Here is a 22,813-nt window from a genome sequence, read left to right as displayed (position 1 = left end):
GCAGCGGGGACCAGAGGCTTTATCGGAAGGAAACATCAGATGCCATGAACGCGGGGCCGGTTATCGCAGTCCCAACGGTTGTAGCGGACAGTGGGCGGCAACGAAGGTCTGCCCCTCTTCCATCTCGTCGAAGAGGACTGTCACCATGCGTTTACGGGCAAAACCGCTGATACCCATGACGGTACCGACTCCGTACCGCGGATGACGCACCCGCATGCCCACCGAGAATCCCTGCGGGAGTTCGGCTGCTTCGGGGGTTTGCTTCAGCAGGTCAGCCCCGGTCATCAGCAGAGGCTTTTTCTGGGGAGTCGCCGCTTTCAGTGCCTCGGTGTCGACCTCACCCCGTTTAACGGACTCGACGAAATCATCGAAATGCGAGCGGTGCTCTCCCAGGAAATCGGTCATGTCTTTGACTTCGACATCGATCTCTTTCAGGAAGTCACTGGTAATCGTCCGCCAGGGACGCCCGCGCAGCGAGCGTTCGCGTGTCTGTGTCAGGTACAGACTCTGTTCGGCCCGGGTGATGCCCACAAAGAACAGCCGTCGTTCCTCTTCCAGACCATCACGGAGCTCTTCGCGAAGCACCCGCTCGTGAGGAATCAGATTCTGTTCGACGCCGATAATAAAGACCACTGGGTACTCCAGCCCCTTCGCGGCGTGCAGCGTCATCAGTGTCACCTGACCTGATTCCGCATCCAGCTGATCGGTGGCACTGGCGAGGGTGCTGACTTCGAGGAACCCCTCCAGCGTCGTCTCGTCACCAAAGATCTGATCGTACTTCCGGGCGGTGGAGACCAGCTCGTTCACGTTGGCGATCCGCTGCTGATCGTCTTCATCCGGACTCTCTTTCCAGCTGTCGATCATCCGTGTGCTGTCGATGACCACTTCCATCAGCTGGGCCACAGACCCGGTGTCGGCCAGTGAAAATCCGGAGATCATTTTGGCGAACCGGGCGACCATCGTCGCGGCGCGCTTGGACAGCGTCGAGCAGTCTGCGGCCTGGTGCGCGGCTTCGAGCAGGCTGATTCCTTTCTCGTCGGCCCAGCGGATGAGTTTTCTCTGTGTGGTTTTACCGATCCCCCGTAGCGGCTTATTTACGATCCGGCCAAACGCCACGCGGTCATCCGGATTGTTAATCAGCTTGAGGTACGACAACAGGTCTTTGACTTCCGTCCGTTCGTAAAACGCGACGCTGCCTGCAAGCTGGTAGGGAATTTTATGTCGGGCCAGTGCCAGTTCCAGCTCGCGGGAGAGTGAGTTCACGCGGTAAAAGATGGCGAAGTCGGTATAGTCGTATTCACCCCGGTCGACTGCACGGCGGATATGCAGGGCGATCTCTTCCGCCTCCTGTCGCTCGTCGTTATAGGTGAGCAGTTCGACCGGCGTTCCCTCCGGGTTCTCGGTGAACAGCGTTTTGGCTTTTCGTCGCTGGTTGTGCACAATCAGGCTGTCGGCGACGCGCAGAATTTCTTTCGTACTGCGAAAGTTCTGCTCGAGCCGAATCGTCTGGCAGTCCGGGAAGTCGCGTTCGAACTGCAGAATGTTCTCGATCTTGGCACCACGCCAGCCATAGATGGACTGATCGGGATCGCCGGTGACACACAGATTACGTGTGTTCAGCGAGAGTCCCATCACAATCTGGTATTGCGCCAGGTTGGTATCCTGATACTCGTCCACCAGAATGTATTGATAACGTTCGTCGAGCGTGGCTCGCAGTTCGGGCGAACCTTTGAGCAGGCTGGCGACGTGCAGCAGCAGATCATCAAAGTCGACGGCGTTCGATTCGAGCAGCAGTCGTTGATAGACGGGGTAGACCCGCGCGGCCACCGCCTGCAAATGATCGCCGATCGATTCCTGAAACGCTTCCGCATATCGCTCTGCGGTGATCAGGTCATTCTTTGCACGGCTGATCATGCCTGCGATGGTCGAGGGATTGTAGGCTACCGTGTCGATGTCCAGTTCATTGAGCACGTGGCGAATCAACTGTTGCTGATCGGTCGTGTCAAAAATCGAAAAGTTACTGTCGAGACCAACGGCTCTGCCGTACCGTCTCAGAATGCGGACGCAGAATTTATGGAAGGTCGAGATCTCCACGCGGATACCGGGGATCAGCTGCTGAACCCGTTCGCCCATTTCATCCGAGGCTTTATTGGTGAAGGTAATCCCCAGTATCTGATTCGCGGGCACGCCTGCCTGGATCAGCGAGGCAATCCGGTGAGTAATCACGCGCGTCTTTCCCGAACCGGGTCCAGCCAGTACCAGCAGTGGTCCCTGGTGATGGCTGACGGCGGCGTATTGTTCCGGTGTGAGGACCTGCTGAAAATCCAAGTCAAAATCCTTTTCAAGCGAAGCTGAATGGTTCCGTTTCTGAAATCATCAATGTAAGGGCAGGGGGCTCAAATTCCAAATCGAACCGTCAGGGATTCCCAGTTTTCGTACTGAGAAAGAGTCTGTTTCGAGAGCAATTTGACATCAAAAGCAAAAAAGACTTGAGAAATCAAACCAGAATGGGAAATAATAGTGAACTTTCGTACGTTTTGTTAATGTTGTGAGTTCAAGGTGCTTTGGTTGATTGCACAATATTTGCGGGTCTACTAGACTGCGCTAAGATGGAATGATGATCTGGATCTCTCCAGAGTTAAAGCAGAATCAACCTCAGACTCTATCGATTTCAGGGTCTGGGAGGTTTGCTCGGAGTTTTCGGCTCAAATTCGCTCCAATAAAAAACGCCAGATTTCGATCTGCGGAACATTCTATTTCTGGAAATTACTTCCAGACAGGGTTTTGCAGGTTATGAAGCTGGATTAGTTGAATGCCGGTTGGGATGTAGGAATTCAACACACTCCCGACCGGATAAATGACGATAAATTATTTTACAACGGTAGTTTCCACCACCACATGAGAGAACGCGGGCCTGACAGGCCCTGTTTCCGTTTAACGGTGGCCACCGTGATTCGAGTCCTTTTGCCGATGGAGTGCGATCAGACATGCTTCTCAAGGAATTCAAGCCAGCCAGAAAAAGCTCGCTTTATTATGGTATGGTCAGTTTTGCTGTACTGGGTATCGCCAGCCTCGCGCTGGTTGTCACAACCACTCTGGCTGTTGAAGATAAGAAGCCAGAAAAAGCGGATGTCGGACTGCAAGGCATCTTGCCAGCCGAAGTTCCTGAAGGAATTTCCGAGGCCCCCGAAGGTCTCGAGGGAAAATGGGCCAAGTGGAGCACACAGGTTTCTGACCTGCTTGTAAAACTCTACGAATCGGATCTGCCCGTGGCACAGCAGCAGGCAACTCTGAAGAGCCTGCAGGCGAAGATCGACGAAGCCAAGGGTCAGCCGGCCCTGGGGGAATACGCCAGCAGCCTGCAGCGTCGCGTTGATATCGCTGATGCCGCTCTGAAAACTTTGAACGTCAACATCGGAACGATCAAAGCAGCCCAGATGAAAGCCAAACAGAACCAGGTTGCAGCTGCTGCTACAGCACTCAAAAAATACCTGGGCACCCTGCAGAATGGAAATGGCTGGGTCGACTACCTGCAGCTGAACCAGTTGCAGAAAGAGCTGAAAAACAGCTACTCCGAAGTCGAACTGATGGATCTGCTCAAGGCTCTGAAAAACAAATTCCAGAACCGGGGAGCTCTTGAAGATGCCGAACAGCGGAAGTTCTTCAACCGTGCTCAGTTCAAAGACCTGGAAAAATCGATCAACGCTTTCCTGGCAGAAGCCAAGCCAGGCAAAACCCAGATCAACAAAGGCAAGATTCGCGAAGAACTCGCTGCCCTGGTTGAAAATCTGGAAGAATACGAAGTCACCCAGAACAGCAAGTACGCTTTCGAAGCCCGTAAAGCATACGCTCTGCTGCGTGAGGAACTGGAAGGTGGTTTGGAGCCGCTGACAACTGCTCTGCGGAATAACTACTTCAACTACAACCTGCGGGTTATGGTTGCTGAAGACTTCATGAATCGTCTGATCAAAGACAGCACCTGCGAAACCGGTCCTGTTGTTGACTGTATCCTCGGTGCTTATGTTACCGGAAACCAGGCAACGACCACTGAAGTTGGCGTCGACTTCCAACCCAGCGATGCGACCCTGCGGTTCGCTCTGACTCTGAACGGTGTCACCAACAGTGAAACCTCCGGTCAGACCAGCCAGGCTACGATCTACACCTCTGGTCACCACCAGTTCTGGGGTGCAAAAGATATCAACTTCGACGGCGACCTGTTCACAACACATCCCGCCTGGGTTGATGTGCAGGCCAATAACACCACCGTGGGTGCTTCCACCAAGCTGGATGGCATCCCGCTGCTGGCTGGCCTGGGACGCAAAATGGCCTACCGCCGCACTGAAGAACTGCGTCCTGAAGCTGAAGCCATCGCTGCTCAGCGTGTTCGCGATCGGGTTCGTCCCCGCTTCGATGAAGAAGTTGACGAACGCATCACGAAAGCCAATGAGGAAGTCGGTCAGAAGTTCAACAAGCGTCTGCGTGACAACGGCCTGTTCCCGTCTGCCCGCAGCTATGCGTCTACCGATACTCATCTTTATGTCCGCACCCGTCTGATGGATACCGGAGAACTGGCCGCTAACTCGCCGCCACTCTCGATCGCTTCTGACGAGAGCGTTGTCCTGCAGATGCACGAATCGCTGATGAACAACAGCCTCTCCCGGATGAACCTGGAAGGCCGGAAAATCTCCGATCAGGATCTGATCACCGAGTTTGAAAAATCGATCGCCGACGTTCTGGGCCGCAAGGTCAAACTGCAGCGTCCACCTGTAGATCCTGACAAAGGTCCCAACATTCTGGCATTCGATGATCATGATCCGATCCGGGTTAAGATCAGTGATAACACACTCAACCTGATTTTACGCTGTGGGTTTGAGCAGAAAGGCGAAACCGCCGTTCCGACTCAGGAAATCACTGTACCTCTCAGCTTCAAAGTTGAAGGCAACAAGATTTCCATCACACGGGGAACCATCAAATCGTCTCCCGTTGAACGGCCCAAGAGCGTTGCTTCTCAGATCGCCCGCTCTGGCGTGGTTCGCAACAAAATGGAAAAGGCATTTCCGGATCGTGTTGAAGACGCACAGATTAAAGCCAAACTGGAAAACCGGACCGTCTATCTGCACATCAAAGACATTGTTGCCAACGATGGCTGGTTGACCCTGACCATCGGTAACGACCTGACTGTGGAGAAAAACGAGACAGAACTGCCACCACCAGTTGAGAAAACCGCTTCGGTTAAATAAACCCTCGGTTTTCCACTGAGTTGAATTTAAGTCGGGAGGCGAATCATCTGGTTCGCCTCCCGTTTTTTGTGCGCGATGCTCAACGCGTAACTGCTGAACCGGGATGACAAATCCTCTTGAGACCGATCTGAAGTATCGGCAGGGGCGCGAAGTGATCAAGGCCGGATCACAGACTTTCGATCAGTAATCGATGTCGTCGGCTTCAATCGCCTCTTCCATAATCAGATCATACCGCTGGCTGGCGTCTTTACCGAACAGCTGGGAGAACGTTGCGTCGGCGTCCAGCTGACTGTCGATATCGACTTTCAGGAGCACCCGCTTCTTGGGATCCAGGGTCGTCTCTTTCAGTTCCTTCGCGGTCATCTCACCCAGACCTTTGAAGCGGCCGATTTCGTATTTACGATTCGCCGGCAGAGACTCGATGATCTCTTCTTTCTGCACATCATCCTGGGCGTAATATTTTTCGTTCCCCACACTGATGCAGTACAACGGCGGCTGAGCCAGGAACAGTTTGCCCTGTCGAATCAATTCCATCATGTGCCGGAAGAAGAAAGTCAGCAGCAGTGTGCTGATGTGGTAACCGTCGCTGTCAGCATCCATCAGGAGGATGATTCGGTTGTAACGCAGGTTGCGAATATCGAAGTTCGCACCAATGCCGGTTCCCAGTGTTTCGACCAGGTCTTTGATTTCCTGGTTCCCCATGATTTTGGAGACGGCCAGCGATTCGGTATTGAGTACCTTACCGCGTAAGGGAAGCACGGCCTGAATGCGGCTGTCACGCCCCATCGCTGCGGTACCACCGGCGGACAGACCTTCGACAAGGAACAGTTCCGACTCTTCCGGCTTGTTGGACCGGCAGTCCAGCAGTTTGCCCGGCAGGGTCGACTTGCGGTTGGAAGGTGTTTTGCGTCTGACTTCTTTCTGGGCATCGCGGCTGGCCATCCGGGCCCGCGCCGCCAGAACGATGCGTCCCACAACCGCGTCGGCGATTGAAGGGTTATTGTTCAACCAGGTTTCCAGAAGCGGGCGGACAATCCCTTCGACGAAGCCGCTGACCTCAGGGTTATTCAGCTTCTCTTTGGTCTGCCCCTGGAACATTGGATCGTTATGGAACACCGAGATCAGACAGAGCACGCCTTCGCGGATGTCGTCCGTCGAAATCTGGAGTCCCTTGTGCTTGATGTTATGCACGTCCATATAATTCTTGACCGCCTTGGCGATCCCCGAGCGCAGGCCGCTTTCGTGTGTTCCCCCGGCATGGGTGCGGATACCGTTCACATAGCTGCGAATCTGCTCATCGGTTGCGTCGGTCCATCTCAGGGCCAGTTCCACGCGAATATGTTCGTCTTCTTTTTCCGCGTAAAACAGCTGTTCGTGAACCGGTTTCTTCTGCTGTTCGGTTGCCAGCTTGTCCAGATAGCCACGAATCCCTTCCGGATGTGACAGTTCGTGTGTCTCTTTTTTGACTTCATCCCGGAACGTAATTTTCAGCCCGCCATGAATGAAGGCGATGTCTTCCAGGTGCTGGCGGATCGTATCGGCGTTGAAGTGTACGCGGCGGAAAATGCTATCATCGGGGCGGAAATGGATTTCCGTACCGTGCCCGCGGAATGGTTTAACCTTCTTTACCGGTGTCGTCGGCTTGCCCTTCTTATAACGCTGCACATACTGGTGTCCGTCCCGGTAGACGGTCGCTACCATCTCGGAAGACAGCGCGTTAACTACTGATGAACCCACGCCATGCAGACCACCGCTGCGGGCGTAGTTCTTGTCCGAGAATTTCCCCCCGGCATGCAGGGTCGTCAGAATCAGTTCCAGTGCCGACTTCTTGGTCTTGGAGTGCTTGTCGACCGGAATCCCACGACCGTTGTCTTTGACACTGCACGACGCACCATCTTTATGCAGCGTGACCACAATCGTGTCCGCTTCATTGGCCAGGTATTCGTCGACCGAGTTGTCCACGATTTCCCAGAGCAGGTGGTGCAGTCCGCGAATGTCTACACCCCCGATATACATCGAAGGACGTCTGCGGACCGCTTCAAGCCCCTCCAGAACTTCGATGTCATCAGCGGAGTATTTTTTAGCGTCAGATGATTTTGCTGCCGTTGCCATAATTTTACTGGTCGTCTTTTCTCAATGAACTTGTAACTGAATTGTTTGTCTGCTCGCGAAGGGAACGTCGCCCCACTGCAGGCTTATTCCTGTTCGATCTCGTCCCAGTCCACCACTTCGATAGGCGGATAGAGGATCTCGGCGAACCCGCTCCGCTGGCTGGTTTTGACCCCTTTACCGCCGCGAGACGTGACGCCGTACTTCATCTGCCCGAACGTCATTTTCTTGCCACTGGTATTGATGACCCGCAGACAGTCGCTGGGTCGAGTGAGCTGCAGGGCACCCATGACGGAGTCCCCTTTTTCCAGCTTGATCCCTTTAACCCCTTTACCGGGATTCGAGAGCAGAGCTGCTTCTTCGATCTCACAGTGTAACACACGGGCATCTTTGGTTGCGATAAACATCGTTTCCGCCTCATCCACCAGGCCGGCATAGACCACCCGGTCGTCTTTTCCGAGCCGACAGAATTTACGGCCCGCTTTCGTCGATGCCTGGCGGAACAGGCTGAACGAAATCCGCATGATCTGCCCCTTTTCGGTGACGATCAGCAGGTGCGGCGTAGGAATCGGCTCTTTCTTCGTCGCTTTATCTTCCGGTGTGAACCGGGCGTCTGTGGTAATCGCAGCCACCAGGCTCGCCCCATCCCCCATGCGGGCATGTTTTGAAAGCGGCTCGCCGTAACCCGAGGAAGCCGGAACCTGCTCGATCGGCAGCGTATAGGCGACACCATCACTGGAGAAGAACACCACATGATCCAGGGTGCTTCCCGGTGCGACATCCAGCACGCTGTCTCCCTCGCGGACACGCGTTTTGGCGAGCTCTCTGGTATCGCCTTTGGTCTGCAGCCGTCCGACGCGCTTGATCCATCCCTCGCGGGTGACCACTACGTTCGTGTTTTCTTTGACGATATACGCCTGCGGATCGAACTCGGTAATTTCGTCCGAAGAACCCAGCTTCGTCTGGCGTTTCTCGGGGAATTCCTCGCCCAGTTCCTTCAGTTCGGTTTCCACGACCTTCCAGAGTCGTTTGTCGGAAGCCAGGATCTTGCGAATCCGGTCCGCTTCGGCCCGTTTCTCTTCCAGTTCCTCGCGGATCGTATTGATTTCAAGTTTCGAGATGCGGTACAGCTGCAGCTCCAGAATGGCCATGGTCTGGATTTCATCCAGCGGAAATTCGGCCATCAGCTTCTGAGCGGCATCCTGTTTCCCGTTACTGGCACGAATCAGTTTCAGGGCTTTATCCAGCCCGTTGAAGATGATTTCGAAACCTTCCAGAATATGGATCCGGCGTTCCAGCTGTTCCAGCTGATATTCGAAGCGGCGGCGGACCGTAATGAAACGGAAGTCCAGGAAGTACTGTAACATCTCCCGCAGATCGCAACGGTGGGGGATCAGTACATCAGAATCATCGGGAACCAGGCAGGTCAGGTTGACGGCGAAGTTCTGTTCCAGGTGCGTGTGCTTGTACAGGAAGGCCATTACCGTTTCAGGGTCGGCATCCGGCTTGATCTCCAGGACGATCTTCAGACCGTTCTTGTCATCCGTTTCGTCAGCGACATCCAGCAGTTGGGGCAGCTTCCGCGATTCGACAATGCCCCCGATTTCCGACAGCAGAGATCCGGTTTCGACGGCATAAGGTACCGAATAAACGATCAGTCGCTGGGCATTTTTCGAACTGGCTTTTTTGTCTGTATCGATCTTCCACTCGCCCCGGATCTTGATCGGTCCGCGGCCATCCTTATAGACATTGGTGAGAGAGCGTTTGTCCGTGACGATCCGACCTCCCAGCGGGAAGTCGGGACCTTTAATGTATTTCATTAATTGGGCCACGGTCGCATCGGGATGATGGATCAGATGCGTGCAGGCTTTGACTACTTCGCCCAGATTGTGAGGCGGAATGTTCGTTGCCATCCCGACGGCGATCCCGTGTACTCCGTTAACCAGCAGGTTTGGGAAGCGGGCCGGCAGGACAACCGGCTCATTGCGGGTACCATCATAGTTGGGACGCATTTCGACGGTCTGATATCGCAGCTCATTCATCAGATGCTCTGCGATGCCGGTCAGACGGGCTTCCGTATAACGGGCAGCAGCGGCCGGCAGACCCATAATCGAACCGAAGTTCCCCTGACCATTGACCAGAGGGTTCCTCAGGTTGAAGTCCTGAGCCAGACGAACCAGGGCATCGTACACGGAAGCGTCACCGTGAGGATGGTAGTTACCCGTGGTATCACCACAGATTTTGGCACACTTACGGGGCTTCGCATTGGCCACCAGTCGCAAGTCGTGGTACATCACATACAAAATGCGGCGTTGTACCGGCTTCAGACCGTCCCGGACATCAGGCAACGCCCGGGAAGTGATGACTGACATCGCGTAGTTCAGATAGCGTCGTCGCGTGACCTCACTGATGGGAACATATTCAATACGGTCCGTTTCAACGCTGGCGTTTCCGTTGGTGCCATTCTCTGCGCCGTTACTGGCTGATTTTCGTTTCGCCAAGACTCTCTCCAAAAACTTCGATTACCCGTCCTGACTGAAGGTCAGCAGACGACCATCAGGTTATCGATCTCAGATGGGCTTATTATTCAGAATTCGGGTCATTCCCCGCTGGTAGTTTAAGAAAAATGTGTCGAATTTTCTGTTTGTGAAAACATTGAGGATTGTATCTGTTGAAACGATTATTGAACAGATAAGGCCACTCGTAACCCGTTAAATAGACAATAATTCGGGAAAATAGGACGAATCGTCATCGTAGTTACAAAATGACTCATTCCGACGATTCCTGCCAGCCGAAATTTGGACTAGTGGCTTTCTTTTCGAGAGGGTCGCAATCTGGCGATTGAAACATACAAAATTGACCGGAACTCTGAAAACTGAAAATTCATCTATTTCGGGGCTCGTTGCGGTCTTTGTGACATGACTCAGCCACAACGGGGAACCAGTACCGGTTCAGACACAAAACATTTGAACATTATAATTGACTGACGGAGGTCCGACGAGCCTTCGCCGCAGTCTCATTGGTGGATTAACCACAATAAAATCCAGGGAGGGATTGTTATGGCTCAGACGAGTCTGAAGGTAACCCTGCTCACAGGACTGTTACCGGCGTTTATTCTGATGGCGCCGGCACTACATGCTGCTGAGCCAGGTGCGGTCAATAATGCCGTTGTGCAGCAGGAAGTCCAGTCGAGTACGTCAAAATATAATCCGGTCAGCTGGTTCAAAAGAACATTCAGCCGATCCAAGGATCAGACGGCTGACGTTAAGCAGGTCGCTCACGAACAGCAGGCAGCTCCCCAGCAGTCCAGCCAGAAAGTGTTCGTCAAGCGTCCGACGCTCGGACGTCGTGCCTCGGGATACGGTCCGATTCAGCAGGTCAGCAATCAGCCGCGGATCATTACCTCCACACCGGCTCCCTTTGACAATGCCGTCCAGGCGCGACCCATCAGCCACGGACATTTCAAAGATCATAAACATTACAAGGCCGCTCAGCCCATGCCTTCAATGGCCGGCATGAACGTCCTGCCCGGATACCCGCAGCTGGGAGCTCCCATGTATCCCAGTCCCAAACCGGGGATTCCCGATTACGTCGGACGGACCATTATCACCAACCAGGCGTTCTCTCCGCATGAGATGCTCTATCCGCATGAGTACAACGCCATGTATGGCCCTTACTTCTACAACGTTAAAGGGGGCTGGATCTGGACTCCCTTCGGTATGCGTTCCCACGAACGCTGGGAACTCGAAGGTACCCGCGTCAACGTGAAGTACAAATCAGATTTCGGATTTTTCCCCAAGTTCATTCCTCCTATGGTGAGATAACGGCCTCTCACGGAGCGTTGTTGCAACCGGAAAACGTTTATCACGCTGAGCCATTCACTCAGAGATACGATCAGGAAGTTATAAAATGCACAAGTTAACTTATAAAATCGCAGGGCTCGTCGCAGTCGCCGGCATCGTGACGGTTCTCTCTGCTCAAGGCCTGCAGGCAGGTGAGCCCGGTGGCCTGAAACTGAATCAGAAACAGGCTGCTCCCATCCAGCAGGTGGGCTACCTCAATGATAAATGTGGTTGTAAACACAACCATGTCTACTCCTATTCGAACGGTGCTACGTACTCGGGTGGTGGCGACTGTCCGCACTGTCGGACTTCAGCCGGCATCGGAAAACGCGGATCGCTTCGCGAATTCTTCCGTTGCAAATTCGGTTATTTCATTCCCACCGGCTGCGGTGGTAAAGGCTGTGCTCCTATCGGACACTACAAAATGACTTACGCCGTCGATCCTTACTACTTCGATGGTCGTGACGGACAGCTGTACGGTGCTCAGGGCTATGGCGTTCCTGTGGCTGTGCCTCTGGCTCCGACCGTACGTCAGACTTACAACTACGGATGGGGCGTTCCCTCCAGCCGCATTACTCCCATTTCTCGCATCGTTCAGTAATTTAAAACCCAGTAGCCTTTATCGGGTCCAGGAAGATTCACATGAAAATCTTAAGCGTGCAAAGCCTTGCGATTCTGGCAGTAACCGGCGTCATGCTCCATACTGTGACAGCAAGTGCTGAAGAGAAAACAACCGCCGGCGCGGGACAGATCCAGCAGGTCGGTCATCACGTGCGGGGTGGTGGCTACGGCTATAACTGCCCCCCCGGCTATTCCGACCGCTTTGACGGGGATGGCGTCTATCGCAATTATAACTCACGCGAAGGCTGGGCCTTCCTGAGAAAATGTCATACTTCACCCGGTCATGGCTGGTGTCCTCCTTCCGCTCAAATGATTCAACGCACCCCCGTGCAGTATCAGCGGTACTACTCGAACCAGTACATGGGACAGCCCGGCCCCACCGGACCGGCGAACTACCCACAGATCTACATGCCCACCGATACCACCCAGCTTGGTTTCTACTACCAGAGTGTACCGACCTGGCAACCACGGGCCGGCATGATTCCGCCGCCACCAGATCCAAGCATGTACCACACACGTGACTGTCGTGCCTGCCGCGGACATGGCTGCAAGCACTGTCGCGGTCATAACTACTACGGACAGGGACCGGTTTACTACTCCACCGGTGCTCCCGTCGAAGCTCAGCCGGAAGCTGCTCCTCAGCAACAGGAAGAAACTCCTGCTGTACCGCCAGAGCCTTCCAAGCTGAACCAGGCTTCTTACGAGAAGTAATTCTGAACCCCAATTCAGAAACGATTTCGTCAACATCAGACACCAGAGCCACTCCTGAACTTCAGGCAGTGGCTCTGGCTGTTTACCTGGGGTGCAAACCTGCTCTTGACGACACCCCGCCACCACGTATCCTCTTCCCCCTCTGGCTCGCGCGCGAGGCAGGTCCGCGATCACCGGAACACGTCGCACCAGTGACTCATCACCACCGAAATCACCCTCCATTTTCACCCCCTCTTCACTGGAACATCTCGCACTGCTGTCCTCTACACAGTGCATCAGCCCTTCCATGTTCAGGGCAATTCGAGACAGAACCGGGACACAGCAGGACAAAATCCCGGACCAATCAGGACAAAATCCGGTCACACCAGGACAAAATTCTGTCTTGACTCTCCTGTCCCCTTCACGATGATGCAACAACATCAGACAGCCTCCCTCCTCCCTCATCGTGAGCGGCAAAGCGCTAGTTGCCGGTAATACGTTTTGGTAAAGACGGATGACAATACGGCATCGTGCAACAGACAACCCACAGTCAATCAAAACAGAGCCACGCAACATCACAACAGAACTTTCCTCACGCCAAGACGAAAAAAATTGCACCCCCGTATTCTACCCGATATCATCACACAGACCGGAGATGAACAGTCCGCAGCATCACACCAGACCGCTGCCCAATAAACACTACTCATACCGGCACCTCATCGCTCCGGGCTCAGGCACACCCGGGAGGGTGAATTGAAAACATCGTTCCATCTTTTGAAAACGTCACACATCATGTCTCAGCTCATTACCGTTTTTCTACGTGCCTCGAACCGCGTCGGCAGATCGCCTTTCGCAATGCACTTACTCCTCCTGTCACTCACATTGCTGGCGCCCTTACAGAGTCGCGCCGACAACCCGCGAACTCCCCTCCAGCAGACGATCCAGGGCACTGTGGTCGATCAACAGAATCAACCCGTCGCCGGGGCCAGGGTCTTCATCGAGTCGCGTGACTGGTTCGAGTTAGACCTGCCCAACCTCGAGACCACCACCGATGCCCAGGGACGCTTCAAGTTAACCGACGACCTCTGGCAGATTCAGGGACAGACCCTGCAGGCCAGGGATTCGCAAAACAGGATGGCACAACTCTCTTTGCCCGGCCCTTCATTAAGGGAACCGAAACGACTTGAATTGAACGACCTGCGTCTGCAGTTAACACCACCGAAGCGCATCGAGCTGGAAGTCGTCGATGCGAAAGGCAAACCGGTTCCCGCAGCACTTGCCGGCATCATGGCCCTCACGAAAACCTGGGGGATCGGCAAGACCGACAGTGCAGGAAAGATTACGTTTCAGATCCCCCCGGATGTCGATCTGAAATATGCCGTCGCCCTCCGCGAAGGCTACGGGGCCGATTATCGAGCTTACCGTCTGAAACTGGAAGACAAATACAAACCAGGTGCCAAACCACCGAAGTTTCCCGATCATCCACTGCGGTTAACGCTCGCAGGCGCCCAACCCCTCAAAATCAAACTTGAGTCAGCCGAGGGCAAACCGCTGTCTGGTATCGGTCTTGAGCCGCAGTCTGTGTGGAAACCAGACCAGCCTTTGCCCATGCCGCTGCCACTCATGTTCTACGTAACCCGGCAGCTCGAACAGACCACGGATAACGCAGGCACGACTGTCTTCGCCTGGCTTCCCCACTGGCAGAAACAGCGAATCTACTTTTGGGTCAAAAACAGGGAATACATCCCCCACCGAATCGCTTACGATCCAGCCAGAGACAAGGGCACCTTAACAGTCCAACTCACCCCCAAACCACCTGCACCAGAACAAGACCGCAAACCCTGAAACAGGTCTGCCACCAGGCCATTTTCGTGTCTTTCGTGCTTTTCGTGGTAGCAAAAAAACTAGTTTCCACGCACGTAATTGGTGGTAGTCAAAGACCTCAGGAAACAGCACGCTTTCAGTTTTCAGGATTCTGAGTACGACTAAGTGATGCTCGCCGGTTTCATCGTAACAGGTTCATTTTCACGCATTTCGTGGTAGCAAATCGAAACCACCAGAAAAGATTTGAACCCCTGTATCCCATTCGCTATCATCAAAAGTGTCGGCAACGAACCGCGGGTAGCGTCTCAGATTCCCCCGGTCAGTGACACCACTCACGCCGGCCAGCACACCAGCCGGGCTCAGGCACACCCGGGGATTGTGAACTGAGAAACCATTCTCTACTCCTCTCTCGCGAGTTCTGTTGCCATGGTCCATTCAACGCTGCTCAGTCGTTGCACATTCAATCGTTCACAAAATCGCGCCCTCAGATTCCTCTGCTCCCTGTTGCTGTTATCAACACTGCTGACACCAGTCGTGTTACACGCCGCGGAGCCCGCTGAAGAGACCGAACTGACCATTAAGGGCACCGTCGTTGATGCACAGGACAAGCCCGTCGCCGACGCTAAGGTCTTGATCGATTTCTCAGCCCAGAGCTTTCCCGACAACTCCAATATTGAGACGCAGACCGACGCCCGGGGCCGGTTCACCTTCAAAGGCAAGTCCGCTCGCTTGCGCGGTCAGACCATCCAGGTAAGCGGCCCCGATCAGCAGATGGCACATTTTCGTCTCCCCTGGCAGACCATCGAAGAGGATCCCTCTCTCGACAAGCTGCGCCTGCAACTCAAACCGCCGCGGCGTCTGGTCCTGGAAGTGGTGGATGGTGACGGAAAACCCCTGCCCGGAGCTACGACAGCCCTGCTCGCGAATTACCGGGGCTGGGGTTCGCAACAGACCGATCAGACCGGTAAAGCAACCTACCTTATTCCTCAGGATCTCGATATTCAAACCATCTTCGCCTTCAGCGACGGGCACGGTCTCGACTACCGGTCTTATGAACTCTCGCGCGAACAATACAACGATCAGCAGGCTAAACGGCCGGAGGTCCCCGACCATCCCATTCGCCTGACCCTGGATGGCACACAGCCACTGTCAATCAAAGTCGTCGACACCGCCGGTAAGCCGCTGCCCGGCGTCAACGTCGCTCCCTGGTATCTCAAAAAAGAAGGTCAGCCCCGCGATGTCAATCTCTCGTTTTTCTATAAACTGATTCAGGCGGAAACCGATCAGTCAGGCACGGTCAACTTCGACTGGATCCCGCACTGGCAACAGACACCCATTACCATGTGGCCCCGCGAGAAGGGATACGCACACCTCCGCACCATGTATGACCCGGAGAAAGACAAAGGCAAGCTGACCATGCGCCTGCAGAAACTTGTCCCCCTCTCGGGCAAGGTCTCCCTTCCCGATGGATCCCCGGCGGCAGGCATTCCGATTTCTGCATCCGGAGAAGGCTATATGATCGATTCCTTCCGCGGCACGACAACCACCGATGACCAGGGACACTATACCATTGAAGCTGCCCCCAACATGGTTTACCTCGTGACCGCCGGAAATGAGAAATGGGCCGCAGAACCCCAAACCGGCTTCGCCCTCCAGCCGGACCAGCCCCGTACCAGTCTCGATTTTAAGCTCCGCCCCGCCACCCGTCTCTTTGGTCGCGTCACGACCGGCAAAGACAATCAGCCGGTCGAGGGACAGACGATCTACTCCTACCAGTACGGTCAGGCCGCCCACAATATGAAAGACGTCGATCTGCCGAACCCGGAGAAGAGCCGGAAATCGGTGCGCCCCATGATCGTTCGGCGCACGACGACCGATAAAAACGGCGACTTCGAACTGTTCGTAGGCTCCGGCAAGTTCGATCTGCGCGGCCCGTCACAAAACAAGATCGAGAAGTTTGATATAACCACAGAGACCGAAAAAGAATTCAATTTCCATACCGTCCGTCCGGAGAAAGGCATCCTGAACGGCACAGTCGTTGCAGGCAATCCAGCCCAGCCCGTACCCGATGCTTCGATCTCCGGCATTTATCGCCACGGTCTCGCAGGTCGTGACATGCAGGCCACGACCAACAAAGCAGGGAAGTTCGAAGTCGAACGTGAACTCCACAAGGTGGTCATCTATGCCCGCAAAAAAGATAAAACGCTCACAGGCGTCGTGGAGATCGGACCGGACGACAAAACCGTGACCATCCCCCTCCAACCCTCAGGATCAGCCTTCGGCACTCTGATTGATGGCGCCAGTGGGGAACCCTTGAAAGGCCGCGAACTTCAATACGGCGTCAGAGTCTATCTGGGCAAAGATCGTTTCTCTGCCTTCCGAACCGCGTATGGGGGCAAAGTGACCACCGATGATGTGGGACGCTTTGAGCTAAAGGACCTGGTCGTCGGGCAGAAGTACAATCTCTCGCTGGTCATCCGCCGGGACAAGAATCCCGCCAATATCTCCTGGCGTACCGCCGGTGAAGTGAAGGTGAAAGACAGCCAGCCGGTCGACCTGGGTGAAGTCGAAGTCCAACCGCCACCCAAACCGTATGTCCCACCCACGCTCGACGAACGCATCGCTTCCGCGTTCGGCGTCAAAGGCACGCCCCTCGAACGTTATCAAAAAAGCGAACGCCTGGGCGGCCTCACCAGTCAGTATCCCATGTTGCTCTTCGGCGATCCCCAATCGAAAGCCGTCAAAGAATTGATGCAGCTTCGCTACGAAGTCAAGGACGTTCGCAAAGAGCTCTATCCCTTCCTCGTGATGGCCGTGAGTGACACGGGCGAAAAACGCGCAGCCGCCCAGGCCCTCGCCGACAAATGGAACCTCAAACTCGATCCGCAACAGTTCGAACTGCTGGTCACAGACACGCACGGCAAACAGTTGGCCCGCATCACGCAGTCAGAGCTCACTGTCGACGGCAAAGTCAGTAAAGAGAAGCTGCTCAAGTTTCTCAAAGCCAATCAGTACCCGACCCGCGATGCGAACGAGTTACTCGAAACCGCGCTCAAGCAGGCGAAGGAACAGAACAAACGCGTCATCGTGCAGGAGACCGCCACCTGGTGCGGACCCTGTCGTCTGCTTTCCCTCTACCTGGACCGCGAACGCAAAATCTGGGAGCGCGACTATATCTGGATCAAGCTGGATCACCGCTGGACCGGCTCCAGTGAAATCATGAAGAAAATCCGGGCCGGCGCACAAGGCGGAATTCCCTGGTGGGCGATTCTGGATGCCGACGGCAAAATCCTGGCGACCTGTAATAACGACGAAGAGGACGGCCAGAACATCGGCTTCCCCAGCTCAATCAGCGGCAGGGAACACTACCAGAAAATGCTGGAGAAAACCGCAATCCGCCTCAACAGCATGGAAATCAACGAACTCGTCGAAGCCCTGAAAAAGAAAGACGACTGATCGTCGCCCCCTCAACGTTGATCAATCACTTTCGTGGTAGGGGCGACCCTGCGTGGTCGCCCGCAACGTAGCCGAAAGCTATAATCGATTCCATCGTTTCAAAAACCAGGGTGGGCCCGAATGCAATTCGGGCCGAGCGCAGCGAGCAGGCAACTGACCGTGCCCGCGCTCGATCACAGAAACAGGAACCATCATGCGCTCACTCACCATGCCCACGCTTCTTCTCTTCAGCCTCCTCGTCTCTGCCACCTCCAGCCGGGCACAAAACAACCAGCCCTTTCCAATGGTCACCACCGGACAATCGATTCAGGCGGCCCTCGATGCCCAGCCGGGGCGGATGCTTTTCCTCCCTGCCGGCGATTATGAGATCTCGGAAAAACTGGTCATCCGCAGTGATGGCAGCGGCCTGTTTGGTCCGGGACGCATTATTCAGACGAACCCCGCAGCCCCGTTCATCGAAGTCGAACATCGAAAGGGCGTCCAGTTTCGCGACCTCGTTCTCACTCGACCGGAGGACAAACAGACGACCGCCATCGAAGCCATCAACGTCCGCGACTGTCAGGATCTGGTACTCGATAATGTCACAGTCCTGAATCATCGCACCCGTTCCGGCGTCTTCTATCTGCTCAACTGTCGCAACGCCACCATTCGCAACTGCACGATCACCAACTACATGCGGATCGCCGTCGACGACCGCACCGCGTCCCCCGACTGGGGCTACGCCTTTCACTGCATCGACGGTACTGGCATCGTCGTCAACGCCAGCACAGGCACCCTGATCCAGGGAAACCGCATCACCGAAACCGAACTGCTGCCCACGCCCGAAGTCCAGCAGCAACACCAGCTCGGCCAGTTCGTCAAAAAGAACGAGACCAAAGGGACACTCACCAGCCAGGAAACCTGGGAGCGGGAATCGGTCAAAAACTGGCACCAGGGATCGGCCATCATCGTCACTTCGCCCACCGCCAGCGATCGTACTCAGATCCTGGGGAATACAATCGAAAACGGCGCGCAGGGCATCGACCTGCATTCCGACCATGTCATCGTCGCCCAGAATATCGTCTCCAACTGCTTCGTGGGAATGAAAGCGATGCACGGCTCCCGCAATGTGGTCATCATCGGCAACCAGTTCATCAAAAACGATCTCTGGAGTATCGGCCTGATGCCAGGCGCCGCCTCTCATGATGCCCGTCAGGAATCACCTTCAGAGTCGGCCCACGTCGATAACGGCGACGGTGGTTCGATCATCGCGAACAATATTATCTCCCAGTTCGGCTTCGGCAACGCCCACTGGATCTGGGGCAGTCAGGGCAATCCGATTCTGCTCGACGAAGGTCAAAAACCAGACAACCCGCCATTGGCCGACGTGATCATCCAGGGGAACATCGTCCAGAATTCCGGTCGCTTCCACCCGGACAAAACAGAGCAGGGACCGCGCTACGTTTACGCCATCCGCATCGCCCGCAAAGCGACCGGCATTCATCTCTCGAACAACATCTTCGACCCGGGCCGCGAAGGCATCAGTAATGTGGAGCTGGAACCATAGATCGACTGTCTCGTATTTACGCGTTCTCGTTGAAGCTGGACTCTACTCCAGAAGAACTCTTGAACTGGCTGATCAAGCAGCAGTCGATGTACCGTTCCACTGAGCTGACCGACACTGTGGTGAAGCCGGGGCTATCGTGTACAGTGCTCACTCCGAATGAGGAACATCGCGCCAAAATTCAAAAGCAGTATTGGATCGATTCGTCTTTGATTCTCTGGTGCGATCTCGAAAAATTTTATTACCCTGACGATGGCCTGGATCATCTGGATCAATTGATTCAGTTAGCTCTGTCGTTACTGGTCTGGAAACAAAAGCCTGGCGAACTGGAACTGGCCTTGTATAGTGTGGGCACGGTACAGCAGACAATCCTCCTGCGGCAGGACAATCAAAATTATGCCGACTGCACCGACCCCGACTGGGAGAAAACCTGGACCACCGCCTTCGACAAAGCACGTCTACCGTTCAAACATCGCAGACTGCCCTCACTCTTGACAGATTCCACTCATGAATGACGTGCACCATCCTCATGCAGATGTTAAACCCCTCTTCTGTCTCTCCCACCTCAGGTAACCGTCAGGCCTCCAGCAACACACGGCAGCTGCGAATACCAGACGATATTCAACCCCAGTCGGATGGCGTCTTCAACAACGTAGCCCGGGCAGGCGATCTTTTGCAAGTACCTGTTCGCATTTAAAAATGCTACCAGCGTCTTATCCTGATTCTGAGTCAGGGGGAGCGTCAATGTGCGTTTCCTCACTGAAATAGAGCCTCAAATCGACGCGGAACGCCGTTTCCCGGAAAATCTCAGTTTTTTCCCGAAACCGCGTGAGATTCCTGACGCGACACCGCCTGAATGATATCAAGCCACTTTCAACCTTTTAGAACAGGATGTCAGAATGATGAATACGCCAGTCACCCAGCCTGCTGCTGAAATCGCCGCCTCGAACCGCAAAACACTGGTCATTCCGCTGCTCATCATCGCCGTCGGCACCGGCTGGTTACTGACGACACTCAACGTCGTGCCCGGACTCAACTGGATCTGGATTCTCGGCCTGGCGATCACCGGCCTGACCTCCCTCGCCGTCAGCGGAATCGACAAGTCCTCCGTCCTGATCGGCCCCTTCTTCCTCATCGCCAGCACCCTCTCCGTCCTGAGACAGATCGGCTACGTCACCTTCAATATCGAAATCCCGATCCTGGTGATCGTTATCGGCTGCCTGCTGCTCATCGCCCGCAGTCCTTCCATCCCACTGCCCAAATGGATGACCTTCGATTCCGCAGACCACAGTGGAGAGTGAGTTGCGAGCTCACAGCACAGGAATTCGGCTGGCGTACAGGAAATACCAGAAGAAGATCGCCGCAGCAAAGTTGACCGCATACGATACCAGGCAGAGTCGTGCTTGACCTGCCGGATATTGAATCGAACCGAACAATATCAGAAAAGCAAAGCCAAAACAGACACACAGCATGGGAACCAGCGAAATACAGGTATCCAGAGCAGGCAGCAGAGGTCGCATTGTTTCATAAGGACCCAGGAATCGCAGCCCGCCATGAAACAGGCAGAACAGAAACAGGGTCAACAGACACTGCAGATAGATCAGACCGCGTAACAGAGTCTGGGGATGCAGCAGCACCGCGCGGATTTTTCTGCAGAGTACGACGAGTTGCTCCAGAGAAAACGGTTTTTGAGCCAGCTGAGTCTGCATGATTCGCATCCGAAATAAAGAAAGCCCGCTGTCATCATGATAGCGGGCTTTTGTCTTCAGATCCACAGGAGATCGCGGTCGACCTTCGGTTGAAAAGGCTTACTTCGATTCCAGGTCGAAGTTGATCGTGTTCTCGCCGGGTTCAACGGTGGCTTCCAGGGTGGTTTTTTTGTTGTATTTATCAGGAACGGTTTCGCTACCCTGGTCGCCGAACGGATCGTTGGCTTCGTCGAGGGTTGAAATCTTGACACTGTGTTTGCCGGGGATCGCCCCCATTTCGTCGCGAATGTAAACCAGTTCGTAATGACCCGAGTCATCCGTTTTGGCAGCAGACGCACGTCCCGCGTCCGGGTAGAACCGCACATTCGCATTGGGCAGCGGTTTGCCATCCATGGTTACTACACCCGAAACCGTACCCAGCTCGGGCTGGTCATCGGGGGCACCACCACAGGCGGTCAACAACAGGGAAAGCGTCAAACCAAACATCAGCAGCAGCGTGTGTTTTGTCATCTTGAAAATACTCTGGATTAATCAGGAGAAATTTGGGAACGACTGCAGTCCCGCTCGGGCTGCAGTAAAAGAGGCACAACGGCTCTCAGTTGAAAACCGTTGTGCTCAAGAAAGTAGACATCACGAAATTGGTGACGGGTGGTCGTCGACGGAGGCGTCCCTTAGAACTCGCCCAGCACGTTTCCGTCACTTTCGTCGTTCAACCATTCGTAGGTGTTGACGTCGATATTTTCCGACAGGAAGCGAACCGAGCCGTCGGCCAGCATGATATGTACGCCGCCTACGTGAGGGCTCGACAGAGCGAACCGGTCGGCAGGGTCGCGGGCACCACCGTTAATGAAGTCATCCGGTGCGTTGTAGCCGATGAAGTAGACGTCTTCGGCCTGCAGACCCCGTTCCCAGCCCCAGGAGGCGGTCCGGGCACCGATCCAGAGTTTGCCCATAAATTGATCACAGGCGGCGCCACCACAGCTGCCGGTCGTTCCGGTTTCGTCCTGCGTGGTCACTTCGCCGACGAGAATCGTGTTGGTGGTTCCGTCACGGAAGTCTCGGATCTGTAGCTTCTTGTTGACGCCCATCAGCAGACGCTCGGTTCCATAGTTGGATTTTCCAAAGCTTCCCTTGTCGATATTGATGCCACCCATCGGATCGGACGGGCAGTTATACGCGGGAATAATGGTTTTGGCGGACGGGATAGATGTCGAACCGGTATAGCCGATGTGCCAGTTCATGGTGAAGCCATTGGTCTCAGTACCGATCTGGTTGTAGAGCGGAGTCTGATCCATGAAGGGCAGAATCATCGTGCCCCAACCCAGACCATTCTTGTTGGCAGCTTCGGAAGCGTCACCAACAGTCTGATCACCGTCGATCCAGCCGGGAGGGAAGGTCCGGTGTGTGTCGTGATAATTGTGAAAGGCAACGCCCATCTGCTTCAGGTTATTTTTACAGGTACTGCGGCGGGCAGCTTCGCGCGCCTGTTGTACGGCTGGCAGCAAAAGGGCAATTAAGATAGCAATGATGGCGATAACAACCAGAAGTTCGATCAAGGTGAATCCACGCCAGCGAACGCCGCAGATCACACTACTGTTCCTCTTCATAAAGACATGACCTCAAATTTAATAGAAATGTAATTGGGAATTATTTGAGACGCTTCTTTATATTAGCCACACTGCCTGCAAGAATTCAATAATTTTGTTAATAAAGAAAGTGCTTCCTAAGAGAAATGTGTTTACTGCAGGAGGCTTGTACCTGTCAGGAGAAGGGGGACCT

General features: G+C 54.5%; 15 protein-coding genes. 9 read left to right on the top strand and 6 right to left on the bottom strand.

Annotated features, from left to right (window positions below; translation table 11 throughout):
* Positions 1-60: 60 nt before the first annotated feature.
* Positions 61-2,328: an ATP-dependent helicase gene (locus RID21_RS07740; RefSeq protein WP_350188078.1), complete on the bottom strand. Its 2,268-nt coding sequence runs from the start codon at positions 2,326-2,328 to the stop codon at positions 61-63.
* Positions 2,329-2,987: 659 nt separating this feature from the next.
* On the opposite strand from RID21_RS07740, the gene RID21_RS07735 reads away from it, so the two are divergent.
* Positions 2,988-5,240, top strand: a complete 2,253-nt coding sequence (locus tag RID21_RS07735; protein WP_350188077.1) for a coiled-coil domain-containing protein — start codon at positions 2,988-2,990, stop codon at positions 5,238-5,240.
* Between the two features lie 180 nt (positions 5,241-5,420).
* On the opposite strand, the gene RID21_RS07730 is transcribed toward RID21_RS07735, so the two are convergent.
* Together RID21_RS07730 and RID21_RS07725 are read right to left on the bottom strand one after the other, a co-directional pair.
* Positions 5,421-7,352: a DNA gyrase/topoisomerase IV subunit B gene (locus tag RID21_RS07730; RefSeq protein ID WP_155364565.1), complete on the bottom strand. Its 1,932-nt coding sequence runs from the start codon at positions 7,350-7,352 to the stop codon at positions 5,421-5,423.
* Positions 7,353-7,435: 83 nt separating this feature from the next.
* Complete coding sequence (locus RID21_RS07725; protein ID WP_145179790.1) at positions 7,436-9,850, bottom strand: DNA gyrase/topoisomerase IV subunit A; 2,415 nt, start codon at positions 9,848-9,850, stop codon at positions 7,436-7,438.
* A 558-nt stretch (positions 9,851-10,408) separates the two neighbouring features.
* On the opposite strand from RID21_RS07725, the gene RID21_RS07720 reads away from it, so the two are divergent.
* From RID21_RS07720 to RID21_RS07685, 8 genes are all read left to right on the top strand, one after another.
* Positions 10,409-11,173 carry a hypothetical protein gene (locus tag RID21_RS07720; RefSeq protein ID WP_350188076.1) on the top strand — a complete coding sequence of 255 codons (765 nt, stop codon included), beginning with the start codon at positions 10,409-10,411 and terminating at the stop codon, positions 11,171-11,173.
* 85 nt (positions 11,174-11,258) lie between these two features.
* Positions 11,259-11,792: a hypothetical protein gene (locus tag RID21_RS07715; protein ID WP_350188075.1), complete on the top strand. Its 534-nt coding sequence runs from the start codon at positions 11,259-11,261 to the stop codon at positions 11,790-11,792.
* Between the two features lie 41 nt (positions 11,793-11,833).
* Positions 11,834-12,523 (top strand): hypothetical protein, encoded by a 690-nt coding sequence (locus RID21_RS07710; RefSeq protein WP_149342865.1) that lies wholly within the window; start codon positions 11,834-11,836, stop codon positions 12,521-12,523.
* Between the two features lie 834 nt (positions 12,524-13,357).
* On the top strand, positions 13,358-14,347 hold the full coding sequence (locus tag RID21_RS07705; RefSeq protein ID WP_350188074.1) for a carboxypeptidase-like regulatory domain-containing protein: 990 nt from the start codon (positions 13,358-13,360) through the stop codon (positions 14,345-14,347).
* 405 nt (positions 14,348-14,752) lie between these two features.
* Complete coding sequence (locus RID21_RS07700) at positions 14,753-17,782, top strand: carboxypeptidase regulatory-like domain-containing protein (protein WP_350188073.1); 3,030 nt, start codon at positions 14,753-14,755, stop codon at positions 17,780-17,782.
* Positions 17,783-17,975: 193 nt separating this feature from the next.
* A complete protein-coding gene (locus RID21_RS07695; protein ID WP_350188072.1) occupies positions 17,976-19,328 on the top strand; it encodes a right-handed parallel beta-helix repeat-containing protein in 1,353 nt (450 codons plus the stop codon).
* 86 nt (positions 19,329-19,414) lie between these two features.
* The gene (locus RID21_RS07690; RefSeq protein ID WP_350188071.1) at positions 19,415-19,840 is read left to right on the top strand and encodes a hypothetical protein; all 426 of its coding nucleotides are present in this window, start codon (positions 19,415-19,417) and stop codon (positions 19,838-19,840) included.
* A gap of 384 nt (positions 19,841-20,224) precedes the next feature.
* Complete coding sequence (locus tag RID21_RS07685; RefSeq protein ID WP_350188070.1) at positions 20,225-20,626, top strand: hypothetical protein; 402 nt, start codon at positions 20,225-20,227, stop codon at positions 20,624-20,626.
* A gap of 9 nt (positions 20,627-20,635) precedes the next feature.
* On the opposite strand, the gene RID21_RS07680 is transcribed toward RID21_RS07685, so the two are convergent.
* From RID21_RS07680 to RID21_RS07670, 3 genes are all read right to left on the bottom strand, one after another.
* Positions 20,636-21,034 (bottom strand): hypothetical protein, encoded by a 399-nt coding sequence (locus RID21_RS07680; RefSeq protein WP_350188069.1) that lies wholly within the window; start codon positions 21,032-21,034, stop codon positions 20,636-20,638.
* Positions 21,035-21,133: 99 nt separating this feature from the next.
* Positions 21,134-21,544, bottom strand: a complete 411-nt coding sequence (locus RID21_RS07675) for a carboxypeptidase-like regulatory domain-containing protein (RefSeq protein WP_149343699.1) — start codon at positions 21,542-21,544, stop codon at positions 21,134-21,136.
* A gap of 161 nt (positions 21,545-21,705) precedes the next feature.
* Positions 21,706-22,641, bottom strand: coding sequence for a DUF1559 domain-containing protein (locus tag RID21_RS07670; protein WP_350188068.1), 936 nt, complete (start codon positions 22,639-22,641; stop codon positions 21,706-21,708).
* Positions 22,642-22,813: the final 172 nt, after the last annotated feature.

Source organism: Gimesia sp. (assembly GCF_040219335.1).
Taxonomy (GTDB): Bacteria; Planctomycetota; Planctomycetia; order Planctomycetales; family Planctomycetaceae; genus Gimesia.
The sequence above is the reverse complement of the archived record's forward strand: the minus strand, read 5'-3'. Positions and strand labels throughout refer to the sequence as shown.